We start from the raw sequence: 18,429 nt of genomic DNA on the forward strand, positions 1-18,429 counted from the left end.
TGGCGAAGTGGGAAGTGGCGACCGCGTTCGTCGTCGAGGCCCCCATCGTCTAGTGGCCTAGGACGCCGCCCTTTCAAGGCGGTAACGCCGGTTCGAATCCGGTTGGGGGTACGGCTCCGGTCAAACCACTGCCGAAGGTCTGGCAGAATAAGACGCGGAGCGCGGAGCACGAAGATCCCGACCAATCGGACATCGTCGAGCCGCGCGACAACAGAACACAGCAAGGTCCTGTGGAGCAGCTAGGAGTGCTCGCCACCCTGTCAAGGTGGAGGCCGCGGGTTCAAATCCCGTCAGGACCGCCTCACACACCGCGAGGTGTCCCTGGGGCCAGGTAGCTCAGTTGGTACGAGCGTCCGCCTGAAAAGCGGAAGGTCGGCGGTTCGACCCCGTCCCTGGCCACACGTCAAGGCTGATGGAAACGGCTCTCACCGAACACGGTGAGGGCTGTTTTCGTTTCGGGCGCTCGCGGTCATCCCGCCGGAAGTACCGGTCGAGCCGGTTGTCGATGCGGCGCCGGCCGCTCCGGTGCCGATCGCTCCCTGCCTGCCGCTCGCGGTTGCGCGTGAGCGGCTCGCCCTCACGCCGGCTTCGGCCGCGTTCCGTCCCCGCGCGCTTCGACGTGCTGAGCGCACGGGGGATGCTCGGGTACATGGAAGATCGAAACTCTGCTGTCGAGCCCTATGACTCCGGTCTGCTGGAGGTTCCAGACGGGCACGTCCTGTATTGGGAGACCGTCGGCGACCCGGCGGGTACACCGGCGGTGTACCTGCACGGCGGCCCGGGAGCGGGCTGCACCCGCGGCGCTCGGCGCCTGTTCGGCCTGGGCGGCTTCCGTGCGGTTCTCTTCGATCAGCGCGGCTGCGGGCGGAGCCGGCCGCCGGCCGGCGAGCCGGATGCGGACCTTTCCGCAAACACCACCGCGCATCTGGTGGCCGACATCGAGCGGTTGCGCGAGCACTTGGGCATCGACAGGTGGATCGTCGTCGGGAACTCCTGGGGTGTGACGCTCGGCCTGGTCTATGCCCAGCGGCATCCGGAGCGGGTCCTGGCGATGGTGCTCGGCGCGGTGACGACGGGCACCAGGCGTGAGATCGACTGGATCACTCGGGACATGGGACGGGTCTTTCCGCGCGAGTGGGAGCGCTTCGTCGCGGCGGTACCCGCAGACGAACGCGACGGGGACCTCTGCGCCGCCTACGCCCGGCTGCTGGCCGGCCCCGATCCCCAAACCCGGGAAGAGGCCGCACGGCAGTGGTGCGCTTGGGAGGACACGCACGTGTCCTTGATGCCGGGCTGGACACCGAACCCCAGGTATGCGGACCCGGCGTTTCGCATGACCTTCGCCCGGCTCGTGACCCACTACTGGAGCCACGGCTGCTTCCTGGCCGATGATCAGGTCATCGACGCGATGGACCGGCTGAGCGGCATCCCCGCGACACTGGTCCACGGACGCTTCGACGTCTCCGGGCCGCTGGACACCGCTTGGCGGCTCCACCGGGCCTGGCCGGGCAGCCGACTCGTCGTCGTCGACGATGCCGGCCACGGGGGCGGCGGCTTCACCGGCGAGCTCATCGCCGCCTTGCGCTCCTTCAAAGCAATCGACCCGTCTCGCTGAGCGATCCGCTCGCCCGGCGGGCGGGCCTGTTCGGCCGTGGGGGGGGAGCGTCGCGGACCGGCTGGAAGGGCGCATCGGGTGGGCCGGGGACATCGCCGCGACGCCGGATGCCCGCCTCGGCCCGCGGTGCCGTAGAGTCCACGGGCCGGGGGCGGCCTGCCGGGCGCGCCGCACACGGACACCGCGATCTCGGGAGGGCACCGGTGAGCATCGTCGATTTCCTGTTCCGCCGTCTCGACGAGGACGAGACCACGGCGCGGCGCGCCGCCGACTACCGCAGCAGGCCGGGCGGGGGAGAGGGCGTCTCCGGCTACGAGCGCTGGGTGTGGGTGGATGCGGCCACCGGGGAGCGCCCGCCGCGCAACCTGCATCAGGACATGCTTCGCGTCGAGAACGGGGCGCTGCTGCGCAGTGAGCAGGAGTACCCGATGCAGTCGGCCATGGGCACGTCGCCCGGCCACGTACTCCACGTGCGGAACGGCCACCTCACCGTCAAGCAGGCGGTCGCCGACCACATCGTGCGCCATGACCCCGTGCACGTGGTGGCCGACATCGACGCCAAGCGGCGCATGGTGGCCGCGCACACCCCCACCGGCGGCGCCTCCCGCGGCGACCCGACCTGCCCCAAGTGCGTGACCTGGCAAGAGGGCACGGCGGTCCCCGAGCCTTTCCCGTGCTTCACGCTGCTGCTGCTCGCCCAGCCCTACGGCGACCATCCCGAGCACGACCCCGAGTGGCAGAACCGCCTGCAGCGGTGGCCGCTGGTCGACCCGATGCAGGCGCTCCTCGAGAGGTTCGAAGGCCCCGGCTCACCTGAGGGCGGCTCCGAGTCCCCGTCCTGACCGCGGGAGCGATCGGCGGGGCGCCCGCCCGGCGACCGGCGTGTCCCACGCGGCACCCGGACCTCAGAACCCCTGGCGGCGCAGCTGCTCGATCTGCCTGCGGTCCCGCTTGGTCGGGCGGCCGGCTCCGCGGTCGCGGCGCAGGACGGCGCCGGGCGGCTGGGGGGTCGGCTCGGGGCTGCGGTCGGTGTAGCAGCGCCGGGCGATCGGCGCGCCCACGCGCTTGTCGATCACGAGAGCGACGTCGACGATGCGGGTGACGCCGTGCAGCCGCACCTGCACCTCGTCGCCCGGGCGCACGGTCGTCGCCGGCTTGGCCGTGCGGTCGTTGACGCGCACGTGCCCGCCGCGGCACGCCTGGGCGGCGTCGGCACGGGTCTTGGCCAGCCGCACGGCCCAGATCCAGCGGTCCACACGGCCGCTGGGGTGGCCCTGCGGCATCCGGGGATCGGACTGGGCCGCGGACTCGCCCTGCTGCGCTGGCGGGTCGGTGCGATCCGGGTCGTTCACCTGCTGTCCCTCCGACCGCCGCCGCGACCGCGGCCGCCGGCGGCGCTGCTGTGCCGATTGCGGTGGCCCGGCGGCGCCGAGCCCTCTGCCCGACTGTAGCCCGACTCGGCAGGCGGGCGCGGGGGAGGACGCTGCCGGGGGTGGTCGATCGGCTGCCGGCCGAGCGCTCCGAGCGCGCCGACCGGGATACGGCACGTCTGGGAGGGGGCGGTCCGGGCCGGCGGGGCCGCCGGCGGTGGGCGGCGGAATCCATGGTGCGGAGCGCTCGCGAGTGGCGCTAGAGTTGTACGAGTGCGCGGCCGCCCCGGCGGGCGGATGCGCCGGGGTCCTGTGGAGCAGCTAGGAGTGCTCGCCACCCTGTCAAGGTGGAGGCCGCGGGTTCAAATCCCGTCAGGACCGCATATCCCGCAACACCATTCACCGCACGAGTGCAGGCGGACCGCCGCCCGACGCGGTCGCGAAGGAAACCCCGTGGCCTACCGATACGCCACCGAGCGCCGCGACCACTCCGATCTCGCCGGCGGCAACGTGCTCCGCTCCGCGCCGGGCCACCCCGGCTTCCCCGTGCGCCTGACCGACGAACTGCTCCAGCGCGCCGCCGCCCGCCTTCCCGCCGGACCGCTCGCGCTGTGGGACCCCTGTTGCGGCAGCGGGCACCTCGCGGCCACCGCGGGACTGCTGCACCGCGACCGGCTGGGCTGGCTGCTGGCCACCGACACCGACCCCGCCGCCCTGTCGCTGGCCGAACGCAACCTGGCCCTGCTCACCGTTGAGGGCCTGGCCGAACGCGAGCGGGAGCTCCGCACCGGCGCGGCCGAACTGGACAAGCCGGCCCTGCTGGAGCGGGCGGGTGGCGCAGCGCGGCTGGCCGAGCGGTTGCGCGGGCTCGGCGGCGACCTCGGCCACACGGTGCGCGCGGGCGACGTGTTCGCTCCGGCCGAGCCGGAGCGGCCGGTCGACCTCGTGCTCACCGACGTCCCCTACGGCGGTCTCACCGCCTTCGCCAACGCTCCGGCCGCCGGCGAGCCCGTCCCCGCGCTGCTGCGCGCGCTCTGTGCCGTCCTGCCCGACCACGCCGTGCTGGCGGTGACCGCACGCACCCGCAAGGTCGCCCTGCCCGAGGGCGTTCGGGCGCTGGAGCGGGTCCGCGCGGGCAACCGCGCGGCCGCACTCGTGCGCGCCGGCGACGTGCGGCGCTGAATCGGCCGCGCACCGCGGCCGGGCCCTCCGCGGGACGGGCTGTTTTCCGCGGACTTCCCGCGGCCGAAAATCCGGAAAGCATATCGTGTGGGGTGAAGCTCCCTGCTTGGGTATCTTTCCGGCTAATGGGGCGTGTTCGGTGCTCGCGAGGTACTGCTGCGCTCCATCGGGTCCACGGCGACGCAAAAAGCGAGTGGTGACAGTGGATAATTGCGGTAAACAGGCAGGTCATAGATTTGAAGCCGCCGATCTTCTACTTCGCTTCGATGCATATCTGAGCCGGTCACCGGGAACCGGCGACCTGTATTGTTCACCGCTGAACGGGATTTCCGGGCCGTTATCAGGGCGGTGCGAGTGCGGAAATCCCCACCGTGCCCCGGGCGACGCTGCTCCGGCCCGCAGCGGGCAGGCCGGGCTCGGGCGCGGCCCCGCGGCGGTGCTCCTCGACGAGGCCGCGGCCGAGGCCGTGCTGCGGCGGGCGGCATCGGTGCTGCTCGCACCACCCGACGGGCGCTTCTACGAGCGCCTTCCGCTCGTGCGCCGCGCGCTGCTGGACCTGCCCGCCATCGCAGCCCGCCGCGCCCTCGCCGCGTTCTGCGACCACGCGGCGGCCGAACCCGAATCCGCGCTGCGCGCACACCACGCCCGCACCTTCGGGCCGCGGCGGAGTCTGCACCTGCTCGACCATTCCGGGGGCGACGCGCGGCGGCGGCGCCGCATCCGCGCCCGCATCGCCGACGTCTACGCCGGCCGCGGCTGGCGGATCGGCGGAGCCGAGCCGCCCGACCACCTCGCGGTGGTGCTGGAGTTCGCCGCCCGCGCCGACGCCCAGCGCGGTGAGCGCCTGCTGGCGCGCCTGCGGCCGGGCCTGGAGCGGCTGCGCGCGGCGCTGGCCCAGCGCGGCACACCCTATGCGGGGGTGCTGGAGGCGGTGCGGGCCACGCTGCCGGCGCCCGAGCGCCCCGCGGCCCGCCTGGTCCTCGCCGACGGCCGCTGGGGCGGGCGCGCGGGCGCGGGGATCCCCGCTGTGCCGATGCAGGCCCGGGGGCCGGAGCCCTCCCCGCCCGCGCCGGAGCCCTCCCCGCACGGAACGGCAGCGGCCGACTCCGCGCGCCGCTGAGCCGGCCGGCCTCCCGTTGCTCGCCGCCCGCTGCGTGCCGCTTCGCGGTGCATCCGCGGCCGCGGGCCCCCCGCTCTTCGGCGCGCCGCTGCGGCGAGAGGGCCGCCGCCGTGGAGGCTTGGTAGCGGAGCGGCGCACAGGGCGGCGGTCCCGCGCGCGGCGGTGCGCGGGACCGACCCGGCTCAGGCGCAGGTCAGGAGCAGACGGCGTAACGGAACGGTAGTCATCGCATAACGGGTCGTTCCGAATCGTGAACAAGTGCCCATATCGGGTACGCAGGGTCGGGTGCCGTCCCCCGTAGCAAAGGAGCACCACGGGCAGTGGAACAACTCAACCAACTCGCCAACGACCTCGTCACCACGTTCACAGACGCGTTCTGGGCGTGGGTGATCATCCCCATCCTGGCCGTTCTGAGCATCCACTTCACGGCCAGGCTGGGCGTGGTCCAGCTGCGCCTGGTCCCCGAGATGTTCCGGACCCTGCGCAGCAAGCCCGAGATCGCCCCCGACGGCAAGCGGGCGATCTCGTCGTTCCAGGCCTTCTCGATCTCGGCCGCCGCCCGGATCGGTACCGGCAACGTCGTCGGCGTGGCCGGCGCGATCGCGATCGGCGGGCCCGGAGCGGTGCTGTGGATGTGGGTGGCCGGCCTGTTCGTCGGGGCGACCAGCTTCGTCGAGTCCACCCTCGGCCAGCTGTACAAGGTCCGCGACCGCACGGGCTACCGCGGCGGTCCCGCCTACTACATGCAGCACGGCCTCAACGCGCGGTGGATGGGCGTCATCTTCGCCATCGCCATCACGATCACCTTCGGGTTCATCTTCAACGCGGTGCAGAGCAACACCATCGCCAACGCGATCGCCAACTCCGCCGAGGAGCTGGGATACGCCACCACCGGTTGGGTGACCGCCGTGGTCGGGCTGCTGCTGGTGGCCGTCACCGCGCTGGTCGTCTTCGGCGGCGTCCGCCGCATCGCCCACGTCACCGAGACGCTGGTGCCGTTCATGGCGGTGCTGTACCTGATCATGGGCGCGGTCGTGGTCGTGCTCAACTTCGACCAGATCCCCGCGGTCTTCACGCAGATCGTGCAGAGCGCGTTCGGCCTGCGCGAGTTCGCCGGTGCGACCCTGGGCACGGTGATCATCCAGGGCGTGCGCCGGGGCATGTTCTCCAACGAGGCCGGTCTGGGCTCGGCGCCCAACGCCGGCGCCACCGCCGCGGTCACCCACCCGGTCAAGCAGGGCCTCGTGCAGACCCTGGGGGTCTACTTCGACACCCTCATCATCTGCTCCATGACCGCGTTCCTGATCCTGAGCACCAACCCGACCCTGGGGGCCGAGCGCGGCCCGGTGCTCACTCAGGAGGCCCTGGAGACGGGACTGGGCGGCTGGTCGCTGCACGCGCTGACCATCGTGCTGCTGCTCCTGGCCTTCAGCTCGATCCTGGGCAACTACTACTACGGCACGGCCAACGTCGCCTTCCTGACCGAGAACCGCTCCGTGATGACCGGCTTCAAGGTCGTCTTCCTGATCGCGACGTTCCTCGGCTCGATCGGCACCGTGCAGATCGTGTGGAGCCTGGCCGACACCGCGATGGGCTTCATGGCCCTGGTCAACCTGGTGTCCCTGGCGCCGCTCGCCGGAGCCGTGGGCCTGGTGCTCAAGGACTACATGGCCCAGCGCAAGCAGGGGATCGACCCGGTATTCACCCGCGACCGGTTCCCGCAGCTGCGCGGCGTCCAGTGCTGGGACGGCGAGCAGCAGCCCGCGGCCGAGTCGGCCGGCGGGTCGGGCCGCTAAGCAGCAGCGGGGCGCCCGGCGCACCGGCTACCGTGCCGGCCCGCCGGACGCCCCGCCTTCCGGCCGAGCCGGCGGGGACGGTGCTCGCACCGCGTGTGCGCACGGCAAGGGCGGTGCGGTCCCCCCACGGAAGGGACCGCACCGCCTTCACCGAACCGCTCCGCTGCCCCCTCCCCCGAGACCGCCTGTCGGACTGCGGTCGGCCAGCGGAGCGGGTCCGCCCTCTCGGAGAAGAGCCTGCCCGCCCGCACGGGTGCGGGAGAAGGGCGGGTTGTTCCAGGGAAAGATCTTCCCTCCCGGGGTACCGGCGGTGCGATAATCGGGCCTCATGCAGGGCGACCAGCACCAGGACCGGGGGCCGCTGGCCGAGTTCCTCAGCGCGCGCCGTGCGCTCGTCTCCGCCCGCGACGCGGGCCTCACCGGGGGAGGCCCGACCCGGCGCGTGCCGGGCCTGCGGCGCGAAGAGGTCGCTCAGCTGGCCGGGATCAGCGTCGACTACTACACCCGGCTTGAGCAGGGCAGGCTGCGCACCGCCTCCCGGACCGTGCTCAACTCCATCGGCAAGGCGCTGGGCCTGGACGCCGACCAGCGGCTGCACCTGTTCAAACTGGCCAACCCCGACATCGACATGGGCGCCGCCGAGGACGAGCAGCGCGTCAGTCCCGGCGTCGAGCGCCTGCTGGAGGGCTTGGTCGGCATGCCCGCGCTGGTGTTCGGCCGCTACCTGGACATCCTGGCCTGGAACAGCCTGGCCGCGGCGCTGCTGGGCGACCTGGCGGCGATGGCCCCGCGCCGCCGCAACTATGTGCGGATGGTCTTCCTGGAGCCCGCCACCCGGGCGGTGTTCCTCGACTGGCGCGAACGCGCCCGTGAGGCGGTCTCGTTCCTGCGCATGAACAGCGGCGCCCGCAACGGCCAGCCGCGGCTGCAGGAGCTGGTGGGGGAGCTTTCGGTCCGCGACGACGACTTCCGGCGGTGGTGGAACCAGCACCTCGTCTCGCTGCGGCCCTTCGGCGCCACCCGCGTGGCCCATCCGGCGGTCGGCGAGTTCGCGCTGGAATGGGAGGTGCTCGCCGCGGTCGAGGACGACGAGCAGCACATCGGCCTCCTCAGCGCCGCCCCCGGGACCCCCGACCACGCGGCCGTCCTGCGCCTGGCCGACTGGGCCCGGGAGTGCGGTGTGCGCTCCTCGGCGGAGACGAACGGGACGGCGCCGGAGTGAGGAAGGCGGGCCGGTCCTCGGCGGACGAGTCGGGCGCGGCCCGTCCGCCGAGAACGGGTGGCGGTCAGCCTTCGGGGTCTCAGGTGAAGGGACGCCGCCGCCACGGGGTGGGCAGCTCGCCTCCGGACCGCAGCCACATGTCCAGCACGCTGAAGGCGGCGTCGGCGTTGTCCTGTGCACGCGCGCGCTGAGCAGGAGTCCGGCCGCGCTCCTTCAGGGCGTCGCTGAGCATGTCGTACAGCGCGTCGGCGTGCGCCTCGTCGGGGCGGCGGTGGATTTCGCTGGAATAGGTCATCGCACACCTCCGGCGGATCCGGCGAGCACGGCGATGCCCAGGCGCTGCTCCCGGTGCACGGCGGCGCGGTTGCGTTCCCAGTGGACAACGTGGGGAGGGACGGGGGAGAGGGCGGAGGAGCCGCCTGCAGAAGAAGGGGTTTCCTCGGCGCGGACCGCGAAGATGTAGGGGCGGACGCGCGCCGTGGGCGCTGAGGCGATCAGCCCTGGTCGGGCGGTGCCGGCCATGCCCGTCTGCCCTTGGGGCTGCGGGAAGCCGTCAGTGCCCGGCGGGCGGATGAGCTGGACAAGGGTCGGCAAGACGGACAGTAGGATTTTCATGTCTGCCAGGTCTCCTCTGGTAGGCCACTGCCCCGGACGGCGGCCACCGTCGCGGGGCTTCATCATTCACTCTCCTAATGTACACCGCGTCAGACCGCTCTATACCGCACTACGCCGCGTTCGGCACGTTTCTGCAGCGTAGGGCCGTTCTACGGTGGAACTGTGAGTGAGGTTCCAGAGTTCGAGGTACCGAATATCGGCTACGTCTATGCGGCCGTGGCCGACCACTTGGTTGCGCGGATGGACGCCGGCGATCTTCCGAGCGGAGCGCGGCTGCCCGGAGAGCGGGACCTCGCCGAGGAGTACGGCGTCGCCCTCGGTACGGCGCGCCGGGCGATCCAGGAACTTCGTGACCGCGGGCGGGTCACTACCCTTCCGGCGAAGGGCACCTTCGTCGTTTAGCACCCCTCGGAGGCCGCAGCACGCGAGGAGGCCGACCACCGTTGCGGGGCACGCCTGCGCAGTGCGGTCTCGCTCCGGCCCCGGTCGCGCTGAGGGTGTCGGTGAGGACACTCTCGGCGCCGAAAGTGTCCTCACCGACACCCTCAGCGCGGGAGCCGGGCCTGGCGCCCCCGCGGGGAGGTGCGGCGTCCCGTTCCGCGGGTTCTGTCGGTCCCGCGGGCTAATGTCTGCGCAATGACCGCGAACAGCACAGCCCCCGTCTTCACCGGAATCGGCCGCATGGTCGTGCTCGTCGACGATCCCGACGCCGCGCTGGCGTTCTACCGCGACGTCCTCGGGTTCGACGTGCTCTTCGACCAGGCGGCGGGCGGGTACCGCTACCTGCACGTCGGCGCGCCCGGTCAGCCGACCGCGGGTCTGTGGCTCATGCCCGCCACCGGCGACACCGAGCGGGCCCTGGTCGGGCGGCAGAGCGGCGATCAGCCGCTGCTGGTGCTCTACACCGACGACCTCGACCGCGTCCGGGCGCGGCTGGCGGCCAACGGGGTGCGGGTCTGGGCCGAGCGCGAGGACGCCGACCACCGCTCGCTGCACTTCGCGGACCTCTACGGCAACGTGCTCATCGCGGCCGAACTGCGCGGCACCCCGCAGTAGCGCCGGCGCGCGCACCGACGGCCACGGGCGGCCGGAAGCGGTCGCAAAGCCCGGCCGTGCGGGGCTTTGCGACCGATAGGCTGCCGTGATCACGGCCAACTGGAGAGCGTGAGGGGAGAGCCTTCCCGTGAGCGTGCGCGCCCGCGTCACACGGATCGTGGAGGCCCGGTGGTTCCAGTACAGCGTCATCGCCGTCATTCTCGTCAACGCCGCGGTGCTGGGACTGGAGACCTCCCCGCGCGTCCTGCGGGCTCACGGCATGCTGCTGCACCGGGTGGACATGCTGGTGCTGGCCGTGTTCGTCGTCGAGCTGGGGCTGCGCATATTCGCCTACCGGGGCCGGTTCTTCCGCGATCCGTGGAGCTGGTTCGACCTGGTCATCGTGCTGATCGCGCTGATGCCCGCCTCGGGGCCGTTCTCCGTCCTGCGCGTGCTCCGCGTGCTGCGGGTGCTGCGCCTGCTCTCGGTCGTGCCCACCCTGCGCCACGTCGTCACGGGTCTGTTCAAGGCGCTGCCGGGCATGGCCTCGATCTCGTTCCTGGTCGCGCTGCTGCTGTATGTGGCGGCGGTGATGGCCACCAACCTCTTCCGCGCCAACGTGCCCCAGCACTTCGGCGACATCCTGACGTCGCTGTTCACCCTGTTCCAGATCATGACCGGCGACAGCTGGGGCGCCATCGCCCGCACGGTGATGGCCGAGCAGCCCGCGGCGTGGGTGTTCTTCGTCGTGTTCATCCTGGCCTCGACGTTCATCGCGCTGAACCTGTTCATCGCCGTTGCGGTCGAGGCCCTGGAGCACGACAAGGCCGGCCGCCGCGCGGCCGGCGAGGAGGACGAGGACCCTCAGCAGGAGATCCTCGCCGAACTCCGCGCCCTGCGCGCGGAAGTCGCCGAACTCCGCCGCGACCGCGAGGCGGCGTGAACCCCGGTCCCGGCCGGCTCCCGGTGTGACCCAGGACGCAAGTCGCGGGCCGTGAGGGTGCCTTCTCGGGATGGGAGTCGCTAGTGTTCTAGGTCACAACCGCCCGTGTTCGAGGGGGCCAGATGACCATCGTCGCGATAGAGCCCGCCACCCCGGAACGGTGGGCAGACCTGGAACGGCTGTTCGGGCCGACCGGTGCCTACGGCCATTGCTGGTGCGTCTACTTCCGGCGCAGAGCCAAGGACTTCACCGCGAGCGTCTCGTGCGCTCCGCCCGAGCGCGGGGACGGCAACCGCGAGGCGCTGCGCCGGGTGACGCTGGACGGAAAGGTTCCCGGGCTGATCGCCTACGAGGGCGCCGAGCCGTGCGGATGGGTCTCGGTGGCGCCGCGTGAGGACTTCATCCGGCTGGCGCGCTCGCGTTCGCTGCGCCCTGCCGATCCCGACGAGCCCGGTGTGTGGTCGCTGGTGTGCTTCTGGCTGCCGCCGCGCCGCCGCCGCAAGGGGCTGGGGTCGCAACTGCTGGACGGGGCGATCGAGCACGCCCGCGCCAGCGGCGGACGCGTGCTGGAGGCCTACCCGGTCGACACGGCCGGCGGCCGCGCGCCCAGTGCCGAGGTGTACACCGGGACCGTGCGCATGTTCCAGAAGGCCGGCTTCACCTGCTCCGCCCACCCCGGCAGCGGGCGCCCCATCGCCCGGCTCACCCTCAAGGACGACTGAGCCCCTAGTCCGCTCCGGTTTCCGCCCCCCGACCCCCGCCCTCCGACCCCCGCCCGCATCCGCGCTTCCCGCCGATCGCGCTGCGCCGTCCGCCCCTTCCGGTCCGCCGGCGGGGGCGGTGCCGGGCGGATACCGTGGCGCAGTCTTGCGTGGCAGATACCCTAGGGGGGTATAGTATCCATGCGTCGCGCCGGTCGGCCGCCCGGGCGGCGCGCATACCCCAGGCCGGTATCGGTACTAGGCTGCGAGAGGGAGAATCCGCCGGCCCACAGCTCTCGCGGCGGGCGGCAGCGGAGGAGGCAGGACCACGATGAGCAGGGACAGCACCGGGCTCGCACGCGTACCCGAGGGCTCGGCCAACCGGATCGAACTCGCCATCGGCGGCATGACCTGCGCGTCGTGCGCCAACCGGGTCGAGAAGAAGCTCAACAAGCTCGACGGCGTCACCGCCGAGGTCAACTACGCCACCGAGAAGGCCGGCGTCACCTACGCCGACGGGGTGACGGTCGACGACCTCGTCGCGCAGGTCGAGAAGGCCGGATACACCGCCACCCCGCCCAAGCCCGCCGCCGACGGCGCCTTGGCCGCGGCCGAAGACGAGCAGGACCCGCTGCGCGCACTGCGCACCCGCACCCTCGTCAGCCTGGTGCTGTCGGCGCCGGTCATGGCCCTGGCGATGATCCCGGCCCTCCAGTTCACCTACTGGCAGTGGGCCTCCCTGGCCCTGGCCGCGCCGGTCGTCGTCTGGGGCGCCCTGCCCTTCCACCGGGCCGCCGCCAAGAACCTCCGCTACGGCCAGGCGACCATGGACACCCTGGTGTCGATGGGCACGCTGGCCGCCTTCGGCTGGTCCTTGTACGCCCTGTTCCTCGGCACCGCGGGCGAGCCGGGTGCCATGCACGGCTTCTCCCTGACGGTCGAGCGCGGGGGCGGCGCGGGCCAGATCTACCTGGAGGTCGCCGCTGGCGTCACCTCCTTCATCCTGCTGGGCCGCTACTTCGAGGCCCGCTCCAAGCGCCGCGCCGGCGACGCGCTGCGCGCCCTGCTGGAGCTCGGGGCCAAGGACGTCGCCGTGGTGCGCGGCGGCCGCGAAGAGCGGGTGCCCGTCGACCGGCTCGGCGTGGGCGACGTGTTCGCCGTCCGGCCGGGCGAGAAGTTCGCCGCCGACGGCGTCGTTGAAGAGGGCACATCGGCGGTCGACCGCAGCATGCTCACCGGCGAGTCGGTGCCCGAGGAGGTGGGCCCGGGATCGGCGGTGGCCGGTGCGACCGTCAACGCGGGCGGTCGGCTGCTCGTGCGGGCCACGCGCGTCGGCGCCGACACCCAGCTCGCGCAGATGGCCCGGCTGGTGGAGGAGGCGCAGAGCGGCAAGGCCGAGATCCAGCGCCTGGCCGACCGCGTCTCCGGCGTGTTCGTGCCGGTCGTCATCGCACTGGCCGCGGCCACCCTCGTCTTCTGGCTGGCCACCGGGGGCACCGCCGAGGCGTTCACCGCGGCCGTCGCCGTGCTGATCATCGCCTGCCCGTGCGCGCTGGGGCTGGCCACCCCGACCGCGCTGCTGGTGGGCACCGGGCGCGGGGCCCAGCTGGGCATCCTCATCAAGGGGCCCGAGGTGCTGGAGAACACCCGCCGCATCGACACGGTCGTGCTGGACAAGACGGGCACCGTCACCACCGGGCGCATGGCCCTGACCGGTCTGGCCGCCGCCGAGGACGCCGACGAGGCGGAGGTGCTGCGGCTGGCCGGGGCGGTCGAGGACGCCTCGGAGCACCCGATCGGCCGCGCCGTCGCCGCGGGCGCGGTGCAGCGCGTCGGCGACCTGCCGGGAGTGGAGGGCTTCGCGGCCATCGGCGGACGCGGGGTCGAGGGGACCGTCGCGGGCCGCCGGGTGCTGGTCGGGCGCCCCGCGCTGCTGGCCGAGCGGGGCATGGAGCTGCCCGCGGAGCTGGAGCGCGCCACCGACCGGGAGCGCCGGCAGGGCCGCACCGCTGTGGCGGTCGGCTGGGACGGCGCCGCGCGTGCCGTCCTCTCCGTCTCCGACACCCTCAAGCCCACCAGCGCGGAGGCGGTGGCCCGGCTGCGCGCGCTGGGGCTGCGGCCGGTGCTGCTCACCGGCGACACCGCCGACGTGGCCGAGGCCGTGGCGGCCGAGGTCGGTATCGACGAGGTCGTCGCCGAGGTGCTGCCCGAGGAGAAGGCGGCCGTGGTGCGGCGGCTGCAGGAGGAGGGCCGCACGGTCGCCATGGTCGGCGACGGGGTGAACGACGCCGCCGCGCTGGCGCAGGCCGACCTCGGCCTGGCCATGGGCACCGGCACCGACGTCGCGATCGAGGCCGGCGACCTCACCCTGGTCCGCGGCGACCTGCGGGTGGCCGCCGACGCCATCCGGCTCTCCCGGCGCACGCTGGCCACCATCCGCGGCAACCTGTTCTGGGCGTTCGGCTACAACGTGCTGGCGATCCCGCTGGCGGCGGCCGGACTGCTCAACCCCATGATCGCCGGTGCGGCGATGGCGCTGTCCAGCGTTTTCGTCGTGAGCAACAGCCTGCGGCTGCGTGCCTTCCGCCCGCTGGCGCGCTCGGCACAGGCCGATCGCGGCGGTGCTGAAGGCGCCGCCGCGGACGCCGGGCGGACGCGCCCGGCCGAACCGGCGCGCTGATCACCGGGGAACGCGCAGCGGGGGCGGCCGTGCGCCGCCTCCGCCGTATGCGGCCGTCCGGATCGGGGCGTCTTCTCCATCCGAATCATCCCGAGCCAACCCGGAACGCCCATCATTCCGGACATTGTGTCGCCAATCAGTAGCACAGCGCTTCCCCCCGGGGCCGGGCTTGTCATAGGGTGCAACGCCGAAACCCCCTCCTTCGGGAGTTTCGGCGCATCGAGGGCGCGGTGGGCCGGCACGGGTGCCGCCGCACCGCCTTGCGCCACGCCCTGCGAGCCCGAGGACGGACCGAGTGACTGAGGGATGCCCGTACGCCGAGCTGTACAAGCCCGAGTTCCACCGGGATCCGCAACGCGTCTACCAGCGCATGCGCGAGGCGCACGGGGCGGTGGTGCCGGCCATGCTCGAACCCGGGGTCCGCGGCTGGCTGGTCGTCGACTACGCCACGATCATCTCCTGGTGCCGCGACTCCACGACCTTCAGCCGCGACTCCCGGCGCTGGCGCGACTGGCGTGAAGGGCTGGTCTCCGAGGACGCCGGGGTGCTGGGCATGATGGAGTACCGCCCCAACGTGCTCTACGCCGACGGCGCCGAGCACCAGCGGCTGCGCCGGGCCGTCACCGACAGCCTCGGCCGGATCGACTCCGCCGAGATCGCCGACTACACCGCACGCGTCGCCGAGGCCCTGGTCGACGGGTTCTGCCAGCTGGGCGAGGCCGACCTCCTCGACGAGTACGCCCGCCTGCTGCCGCTGCTGGTCATGAACCGCATGTTCGGCTTCGACGAGGACAGCGGCCGGCGGTTCATGACGGCCCTGGCCGCCATGATGGACGCCGTCGACGCCGAGCGCGCCAACGCCGAGATCGAGCGCGTCGTCTCGGGGGTCATCGCCCGCAAGCGCAAGGAGCCGGGCGACGACGTCACCTCCTGGCTGATGGAGCACCGGGCCGGGCTCAGCGACGAGGAGGTGCTGCAGAACCTCGTGCTGATCGTGGGCGCGGGCAACGAGCCCACCGCCAACCTCATCGGCAACGCCATGCGGATGATCCTCACCGACTCCGAGTTCAGCGACGAGATCTCCGGCGGGCGCATGGACGTCGCCGACGCGGTCGACTACGTGCTTTGGCACGACCCGCCGCTGATCGGATACCCGGTGATGTACCCGGTCTCCGACGTCCCCCTGCCCAACGGCGGCGTGGTGCCCGAGGGCTCGCCCCTCCTGCTCGGCTTCGCCGCCGCCAACCACGCCGTGGCCGACGAGCACAGTCCGCAGGTGGACGGCTTCGCCAACCGGGCCCACCTGGCCTTCGGCGTCGGCCCGCACCGCTGCCCCGCACAGGATCTCGCCACCATGATCGCGACGACCGGGATCCAGACGCTGCTGCGCCGGCTGCCCGGCCTGCGCCTGGCCGTGGACGCCGATGAACTCGAGTGGCGCACCTCCCCGTTCTCGCGGTCGCTGACCCGACTGCCCGTCTCCTTCGTCCCCCAGACCCCCACTCAGGAAGAGACGCCATGGCAGCAGTCCCCCTCGTCCCCGGAAACCTCCACGAGCAGGCCCGACGACTCCGAGACACCGGCCCGGTGGTCCCTGTCCGCCTTCCTGGCGATGTTCCGGCGTGGGCGGTGACACGGCACGCGGCGGTCTCGGCGGTACTGGCCCACCCCTCGGTCAAGAAGAACCCGAAGCACTGGCGCGACTGGCGTGAAGGCCGGATCCCCCCGGACTGGCAGCTCATCTCCTGGGTGGCCAATGAGAACATGCTCTCCCGCGACGACGCCGACCACACCCGCCTGCGCAAGCTCGTCTCCAAGGCGTTCACCCCGCGCCGGGTCGAGCGGCTGCGCGAGCGGATCACCGCCCTGGTGCGCTCGCTGCTCGACGACATGGCGGCCTCCGGCGGCGAGGTCGAGCTGAAGGAGGCGCTGGCCCGGCCGGTGCCCATGACCGTCACCGCCGACCTGTTCGGGGTGGCCGAGCCCGAGGACCGCGCCGAGCTCGCGCGCCTGATCGGGCTGATCATGAACCAGGACACCCCGCCCGAGGTCGCCGGGCGCACCCACCTGGAGGTGCAGGCCTACCTGGCCGGACTGGTCTCCGCCAAGCGCGACGAGCCCGGCGACGACCTGACTACCGCGCTCATCCAGGCGCGCTCGGAGGACGAGGACCGGCTCAGCGAGTCGGAGCTGGTGTGGACGCTGATCCTGATCATCGGCGCCGGGTTCGAGACCACCATGAACCTCATCGTCAACGCGGTGCGGGCGCTGCTGACCCACCCCGACCAGCTCCGCATGGTCCGCAGCGGCGAGTACTCCTGGGACGACGTGATCGAGGAGACGCTGCGCTGGGAGACCTCCATCCAGAACGTCCCGCTGCGCTACGCCGCCGAGGACCTGGAGATCGAAGGGGTGCGCATCGGCGCCGGCGAGGCGATCCTGGTCGGCTACGGCTCAGCCGGGCGCGACCCCGACCGCTACGGCGGGACGGCCCACCTGTTCGACATCACCCGCGCGGACAAGACGCACCTGTCCTTCTCCCACGGCCCGCACTACTGCCTGGGCGCCAACCTGGCGCGACTGGAGCTGGGGATCGTGCTGCCGATGCTCTTCGAGCGCTTCCCCCGGCTCAGCCTGGCCGGCGGGGAGCTGGAGGACCTGCCCTCGATCGTCTCCGGCGGTGTCACGGCACTGCCGGTCCTGCTGAACCAGGACGAGCCCGCCGGAGCACCGGCCGCCGGCTAGGTCCCGCGGTTGCCTCCCCCGCTCGCCGGCCACGGTCTTGTACCTGCGCTCACATGTGATCGCGCACGATGGCCGCAGGCACAAGATCACCGTGGTCGGGCGGGGGCCGCGCCTGCGCGGGCGCCGCTACGGCGAGGCCGGCGCCGGTCGGACGGCTTCCTGGACCCAGCGGGCGACCTCCTCGGCGGTGCGCTCGGCCGGGACGCCGGTGGTGTCCAGCAGGTCGACGGGCGGGTCCATCTCGTGCGCGGTGTCCTGGACCCAGCGGGCGTAGTCGAGCATCTCGGCGATGCGGGGCTCGTCCCACTGGCGCCAGGCGGGACGCGCCCGCAGCCGCGCGGCGAGCACATCGGGATCGCAGGTCAGCGCCAGATAGCGGATCTCGGAGAACAGCACGCGTTCGGGCAGGTCCTCGAACTCGGGCGGCACCACGGTGCCGCACAGCACGACGGGCCTGCCGTTCTGCTGGATCATCGCGGCGGCGCGCAGCCAGGTCGTGCGGAACAGCGGGTGCTCGGTACCCGAGTCGCGCAGAGCGCCCGTCCACAGCAGGTCCTGCTCCAGCACCACGAAGCGGTCCGACAGGCGCTCCAGCAGCAGCCGCGCCACCGTGGACTTGCCCGTGCCGCTGGGGCCGGTCACACACAGCAGCGGGAGCCGCCGGAACGGTTCGCGATGCCCGCATCGGGCGCAGCACAGCACCGCGCCCGCCGGGTCGGCCGTGTCGACGGCGGGGCGGTCGGTGTACTCGCCGCAGCGTGCGCAGATCAGCGGGTTCACGCCGCCCTCCCGCCTGCCGCGTCGTGCCGCCGGGGCGCGGCGATGGGACGGGCCCTAATCGAAGAGGTCCTCCAGGAAGCTCTTGCGGCGGCGGGGCTTGCCGTGGCCGCCGTAGGGGCGGGGGGAGTCGCCGTAGCCGCCGTGGCCGTAGGGCCGCGGGGAGTCCTGGTAGCCGTAGGAGGGCCGGGGGGAGTCGCGGTAACCGCCGTGGTGAGCGGGGGTGCCGCCGGGGTAGGGCGGGGGAGCGGCCGGCTGGCCGGGCGCGACACCGTAGTGGCGCTGCTCGGCGGCGATGATCTGCTCGAGCTCGCCGCGGTCGAGGAAGATCCCCCGGCAGCTCTGGCACTGCTCAAGGTGGATCCCCATGCGGTCGAACGTCTGCATCGGGCTTTGGCACTTGGGGCATATCACGCTCCCACGATAGCCGCGGGGGCTGTGGCGCGGGTAAAACCGGGCGATCTTCCTCACGGCCCACTCGGCCGCTTTCGGCCACTGGGCAGGGAACCCGGCATCGGCGCACCAGGCGGCGCCCACCGGCGCGAGAATCGCGGGCAGGGCGCCCGAGCCGCCGTCGGGGGGGTGCGGCGCCGCGCCCCCTTCCGCCCGTGGAGCGCGCCTGCTGCTC

At 72.7% G+C, this 18,429-nt stretch carries 18 protein-coding genes and 4 tRNA genes; 17 read left to right on the top strand and 5 right to left on the bottom strand.

The window, feature by feature from the left end; translation table 11 throughout:
* Positions 1 to 38: 38 nt before the first annotated feature.
* From FZ103_RS10740 to FZ103_RS10760, 5 genes are all read left to right on the top strand, one after another.
* Positions 39 to 111 (top strand) — tRNA-Glu (locus FZ103_RS10740).
* Between the two features lie 113 nt (positions 112 to 224).
* Positions 225 to 299: transfer RNA gene (locus tag FZ103_RS10745), tRNA-Asp, on the top strand.
* 26 nt (positions 300 to 325) lie between these two features.
* A tRNA-Phe gene (locus tag FZ103_RS10750) sits at positions 326 to 399 on the top strand.
* Between the two features lie 250 nt (positions 400 to 649).
* Entirely contained in the window at positions 650 to 1,615 is a 966-nt protein-coding gene (gene pip / locus FZ103_RS10755) for a prolyl aminopeptidase (protein WP_156000567.1), read from the top strand.
* 203 nt (positions 1,616 to 1,818) lie between these two features.
* Positions 1,819 to 2,457, top strand: a complete 639-nt coding sequence (locus tag FZ103_RS10760) for a DUF6221 family protein (RefSeq protein ID WP_156000568.1) — start codon at positions 1,819 to 1,821, stop codon at positions 2,455 to 2,457.
* A 63-nt stretch (positions 2,458 to 2,520) separates the two neighbouring features.
* Here FZ103_RS10760 and FZ103_RS10765 read toward each other — a convergent pair whose 3' ends face one another.
* Positions 2,521 to 2,898: an RNA-binding S4 domain-containing protein gene (locus FZ103_RS10765; RefSeq protein WP_156001010.1), complete on the bottom strand. Its 378-nt coding sequence runs from the start codon at positions 2,896 to 2,898 to the stop codon at positions 2,521 to 2,523.
* A gap of 393 nt (positions 2,899 to 3,291) precedes the next feature.
* Here FZ103_RS10765 and FZ103_RS10770 point away from each other — a divergent pair.
* The 5 genes from FZ103_RS10770 (at position 3,292) to FZ103_RS10790 (ending at position 8,305) form a co-directional block, all read left to right on the top strand.
* A tRNA-Asp gene (locus tag FZ103_RS10770) sits at positions 3,292 to 3,366 on the top strand.
* Between the two features lie 72 nt (positions 3,367 to 3,438).
* Positions 3,439 to 4,167, top strand: coding sequence for an rRNA methyltransferase (locus FZ103_RS10775; protein WP_186356098.1), 729 nt, complete (start codon positions 3,439 to 3,441; stop codon positions 4,165 to 4,167).
* Positions 4,168 to 4,603: 436 nt separating this feature from the next.
* Positions 4,604 to 5,287 (top strand): molecular chaperone TorD family protein, encoded by a 684-nt coding sequence (locus FZ103_RS10780; protein WP_186356099.1) that lies wholly within the window; start codon positions 4,604 to 4,606, stop codon positions 5,285 to 5,287.
* A 320-nt stretch (positions 5,288 to 5,607) separates the two neighbouring features.
* Positions 5,608 to 7,083 (top strand): alanine/glycine:cation symporter family protein, encoded by a 1,476-nt coding sequence (locus FZ103_RS10785; RefSeq protein WP_186356100.1) that lies wholly within the window; start codon positions 5,608 to 5,610, stop codon positions 7,081 to 7,083.
* 328 nt (positions 7,084 to 7,411) lie between these two features.
* Complete coding sequence (locus tag FZ103_RS10790) at positions 7,412 to 8,305, top strand: helix-turn-helix domain-containing protein (RefSeq protein ID WP_156000570.1); 894 nt, start codon at positions 7,412 to 7,414, stop codon at positions 8,303 to 8,305.
* Positions 8,306 to 8,384: 79 nt separating this feature from the next.
* Here the strand turns inward: FZ103_RS10790 and FZ103_RS10795 are convergent, their stop codons facing one another.
* Together FZ103_RS10795 and FZ103_RS10800 are read right to left on the bottom strand one after the other, a co-directional pair.
* Complete coding sequence (locus FZ103_RS10795; protein WP_156000571.1) at positions 8,385 to 8,600, bottom strand: hypothetical protein; 216 nt, start codon at positions 8,598 to 8,600, stop codon at positions 8,385 to 8,387.
* The gene (locus FZ103_RS10800) at positions 8,597 to 8,920 is read right to left on the bottom strand and encodes a hypothetical protein (protein WP_156000572.1); all 324 of its coding nucleotides are present in this window, start codon (positions 8,918 to 8,920) and stop codon (positions 8,597 to 8,599) included. Before FZ103_RS10800 ends, FZ103_RS10795 begins: the two co-directional genes overlap by 4 nt.
* Before the next feature lie 162 nt (positions 8,921 to 9,082).
* On the opposite strand from FZ103_RS10800, the gene FZ103_RS10805 reads away from it, so the two are divergent.
* The 7 genes from FZ103_RS10805 to FZ103_RS10835 all read left to right on the top strand — a co-directional run bounded on the left by FZ103_RS10805 (position 9,083) and on the right by FZ103_RS10835 (position 17,024).
* Positions 9,083 to 9,322, top strand: coding sequence for a winged helix-turn-helix domain-containing protein (locus FZ103_RS10805; RefSeq protein ID WP_186356101.1), 240 nt, complete (start codon positions 9,083 to 9,085; stop codon positions 9,320 to 9,322).
* 234 nt (positions 9,323 to 9,556) lie between these two features.
* Positions 9,557 to 9,976, top strand: a complete 420-nt coding sequence (locus FZ103_RS10810; RefSeq protein ID WP_156000573.1) for a VOC family protein — start codon at positions 9,557 to 9,559, stop codon at positions 9,974 to 9,976.
* Positions 9,977 to 10,103: 127 nt separating this feature from the next.
* Positions 10,104 to 10,898 carry an ion transporter gene (locus FZ103_RS10815; protein WP_186356102.1) on the top strand — a complete coding sequence of 265 codons (795 nt, stop codon included), beginning with the start codon at positions 10,104 to 10,106 and terminating at the stop codon, positions 10,896 to 10,898.
* Positions 10,899 to 11,020: 122 nt separating this feature from the next.
* The gene (locus FZ103_RS10820; protein WP_156000574.1) at positions 11,021 to 11,620 is read left to right on the top strand and encodes a GNAT family N-acetyltransferase; all 600 of its coding nucleotides are present in this window, start codon (positions 11,021 to 11,023) and stop codon (positions 11,618 to 11,620) included.
* A 310-nt stretch (positions 11,621 to 11,930) separates the two neighbouring features.
* On the top strand, positions 11,931 to 14,279 hold the full coding sequence (locus tag FZ103_RS10825; RefSeq protein WP_156000575.1) for a cation-translocating P-type ATPase: 2,349 nt from the start codon (positions 11,931 to 11,933) through the stop codon (positions 14,277 to 14,279).
* Positions 14,280 to 14,574: 295 nt separating this feature from the next.
* Positions 14,575 to 15,912: a cytochrome P450 gene (locus FZ103_RS10830; RefSeq protein WP_186356103.1), complete on the top strand. Its 1,338-nt coding sequence runs from the start codon at positions 14,575 to 14,577 to the stop codon at positions 15,910 to 15,912.
* Complete coding sequence (locus FZ103_RS10835; protein WP_186356104.1) at positions 15,909 to 17,024, top strand: cytochrome P450; 1,116 nt, start codon at positions 15,909 to 15,911, stop codon at positions 17,022 to 17,024. Before FZ103_RS10830 ends, FZ103_RS10835 begins: the two co-directional genes overlap by 4 nt.
* Before the next feature lie 126 nt (positions 17,025 to 17,150).
* Here the strand turns inward: FZ103_RS10835 and FZ103_RS10840 are convergent, their stop codons facing one another.
* Together FZ103_RS10840 and FZ103_RS10845 are read right to left on the bottom strand one after the other, a co-directional pair.
* Positions 17,151 to 17,804 (bottom strand): AAA family ATPase, encoded by a 654-nt coding sequence (locus tag FZ103_RS10840; protein WP_186356105.1) that lies wholly within the window; start codon positions 17,802 to 17,804, stop codon positions 17,151 to 17,153.
* Between the two features lie 54 nt (positions 17,805 to 17,858).
* Positions 17,859 to 18,215, bottom strand: a complete 357-nt coding sequence (locus FZ103_RS10845; protein ID WP_186356106.1) for a zf-TFIIB domain-containing protein — start codon at positions 18,213 to 18,215, stop codon at positions 17,859 to 17,861.
* Positions 18,216 to 18,429: the final 214 nt, after the last annotated feature.

Origin of the sequence: Streptomonospora sp. PA3 (genome assembly GCF_009728995.1) — a bacterium.
In the GTDB taxonomy this organism is placed as follows: Bacteria; Actinomycetota; Actinomycetes; order Streptosporangiales; family Streptosporangiaceae; genus Streptomonospora.

Excerpts from the sequence above, each read along its gene's own strand:
- pip (WP_156000567.1), top strand. The coding sequence starts at position 650 with ATGGAAGATCGAAACTCTGCTGTCGAGCCCTATGACTCCGGTCTGCTG.
- FZ103_RS10795 (WP_156000571.1), bottom strand. The coding sequence starts at position 8,600 with ATGACCTATTCCAGCGAAATCCACCGCCGCCCCGACGAGGCGCACGCC.
- FZ103_RS10810 (WP_156000573.1), top strand. The coding sequence starts at position 9,557 with ATGACCGCGAACAGCACAGCCCCCGTCTTCACCGGAATCGGCCGCATG.
- FZ103_RS10820 (WP_156000574.1), top strand. The coding sequence starts at position 11,021 with ATGACCATCGTCGCGATAGAGCCCGCCACCCCGGAACGGTGGGCAGAC.
- FZ103_RS10800 (WP_156000572.1), bottom strand. The coding sequence starts at position 8,920 with ATGAAAATCCTACTGTCCGTCTTGCCGACCCTTGTCCAGCTCATCCGC.
- FZ103_RS10825 (WP_156000575.1), top strand. The coding sequence starts at position 11,931 with ATGAGCAGGGACAGCACCGGGCTCGCACGCGTACCCGAGGGCTCGGCC.
- FZ103_RS10790 (WP_156000570.1), top strand. The coding sequence starts at position 7,412 with ATGCAGGGCGACCAGCACCAGGACCGGGGGCCGCTGGCCGAGTTCCTC.
- FZ103_RS10765 (WP_156001010.1), bottom strand. The coding sequence starts at position 2,898 with ATGCCGCAGGGCCACCCCAGCGGCCGTGTGGACCGCTGGATCTGGGCC.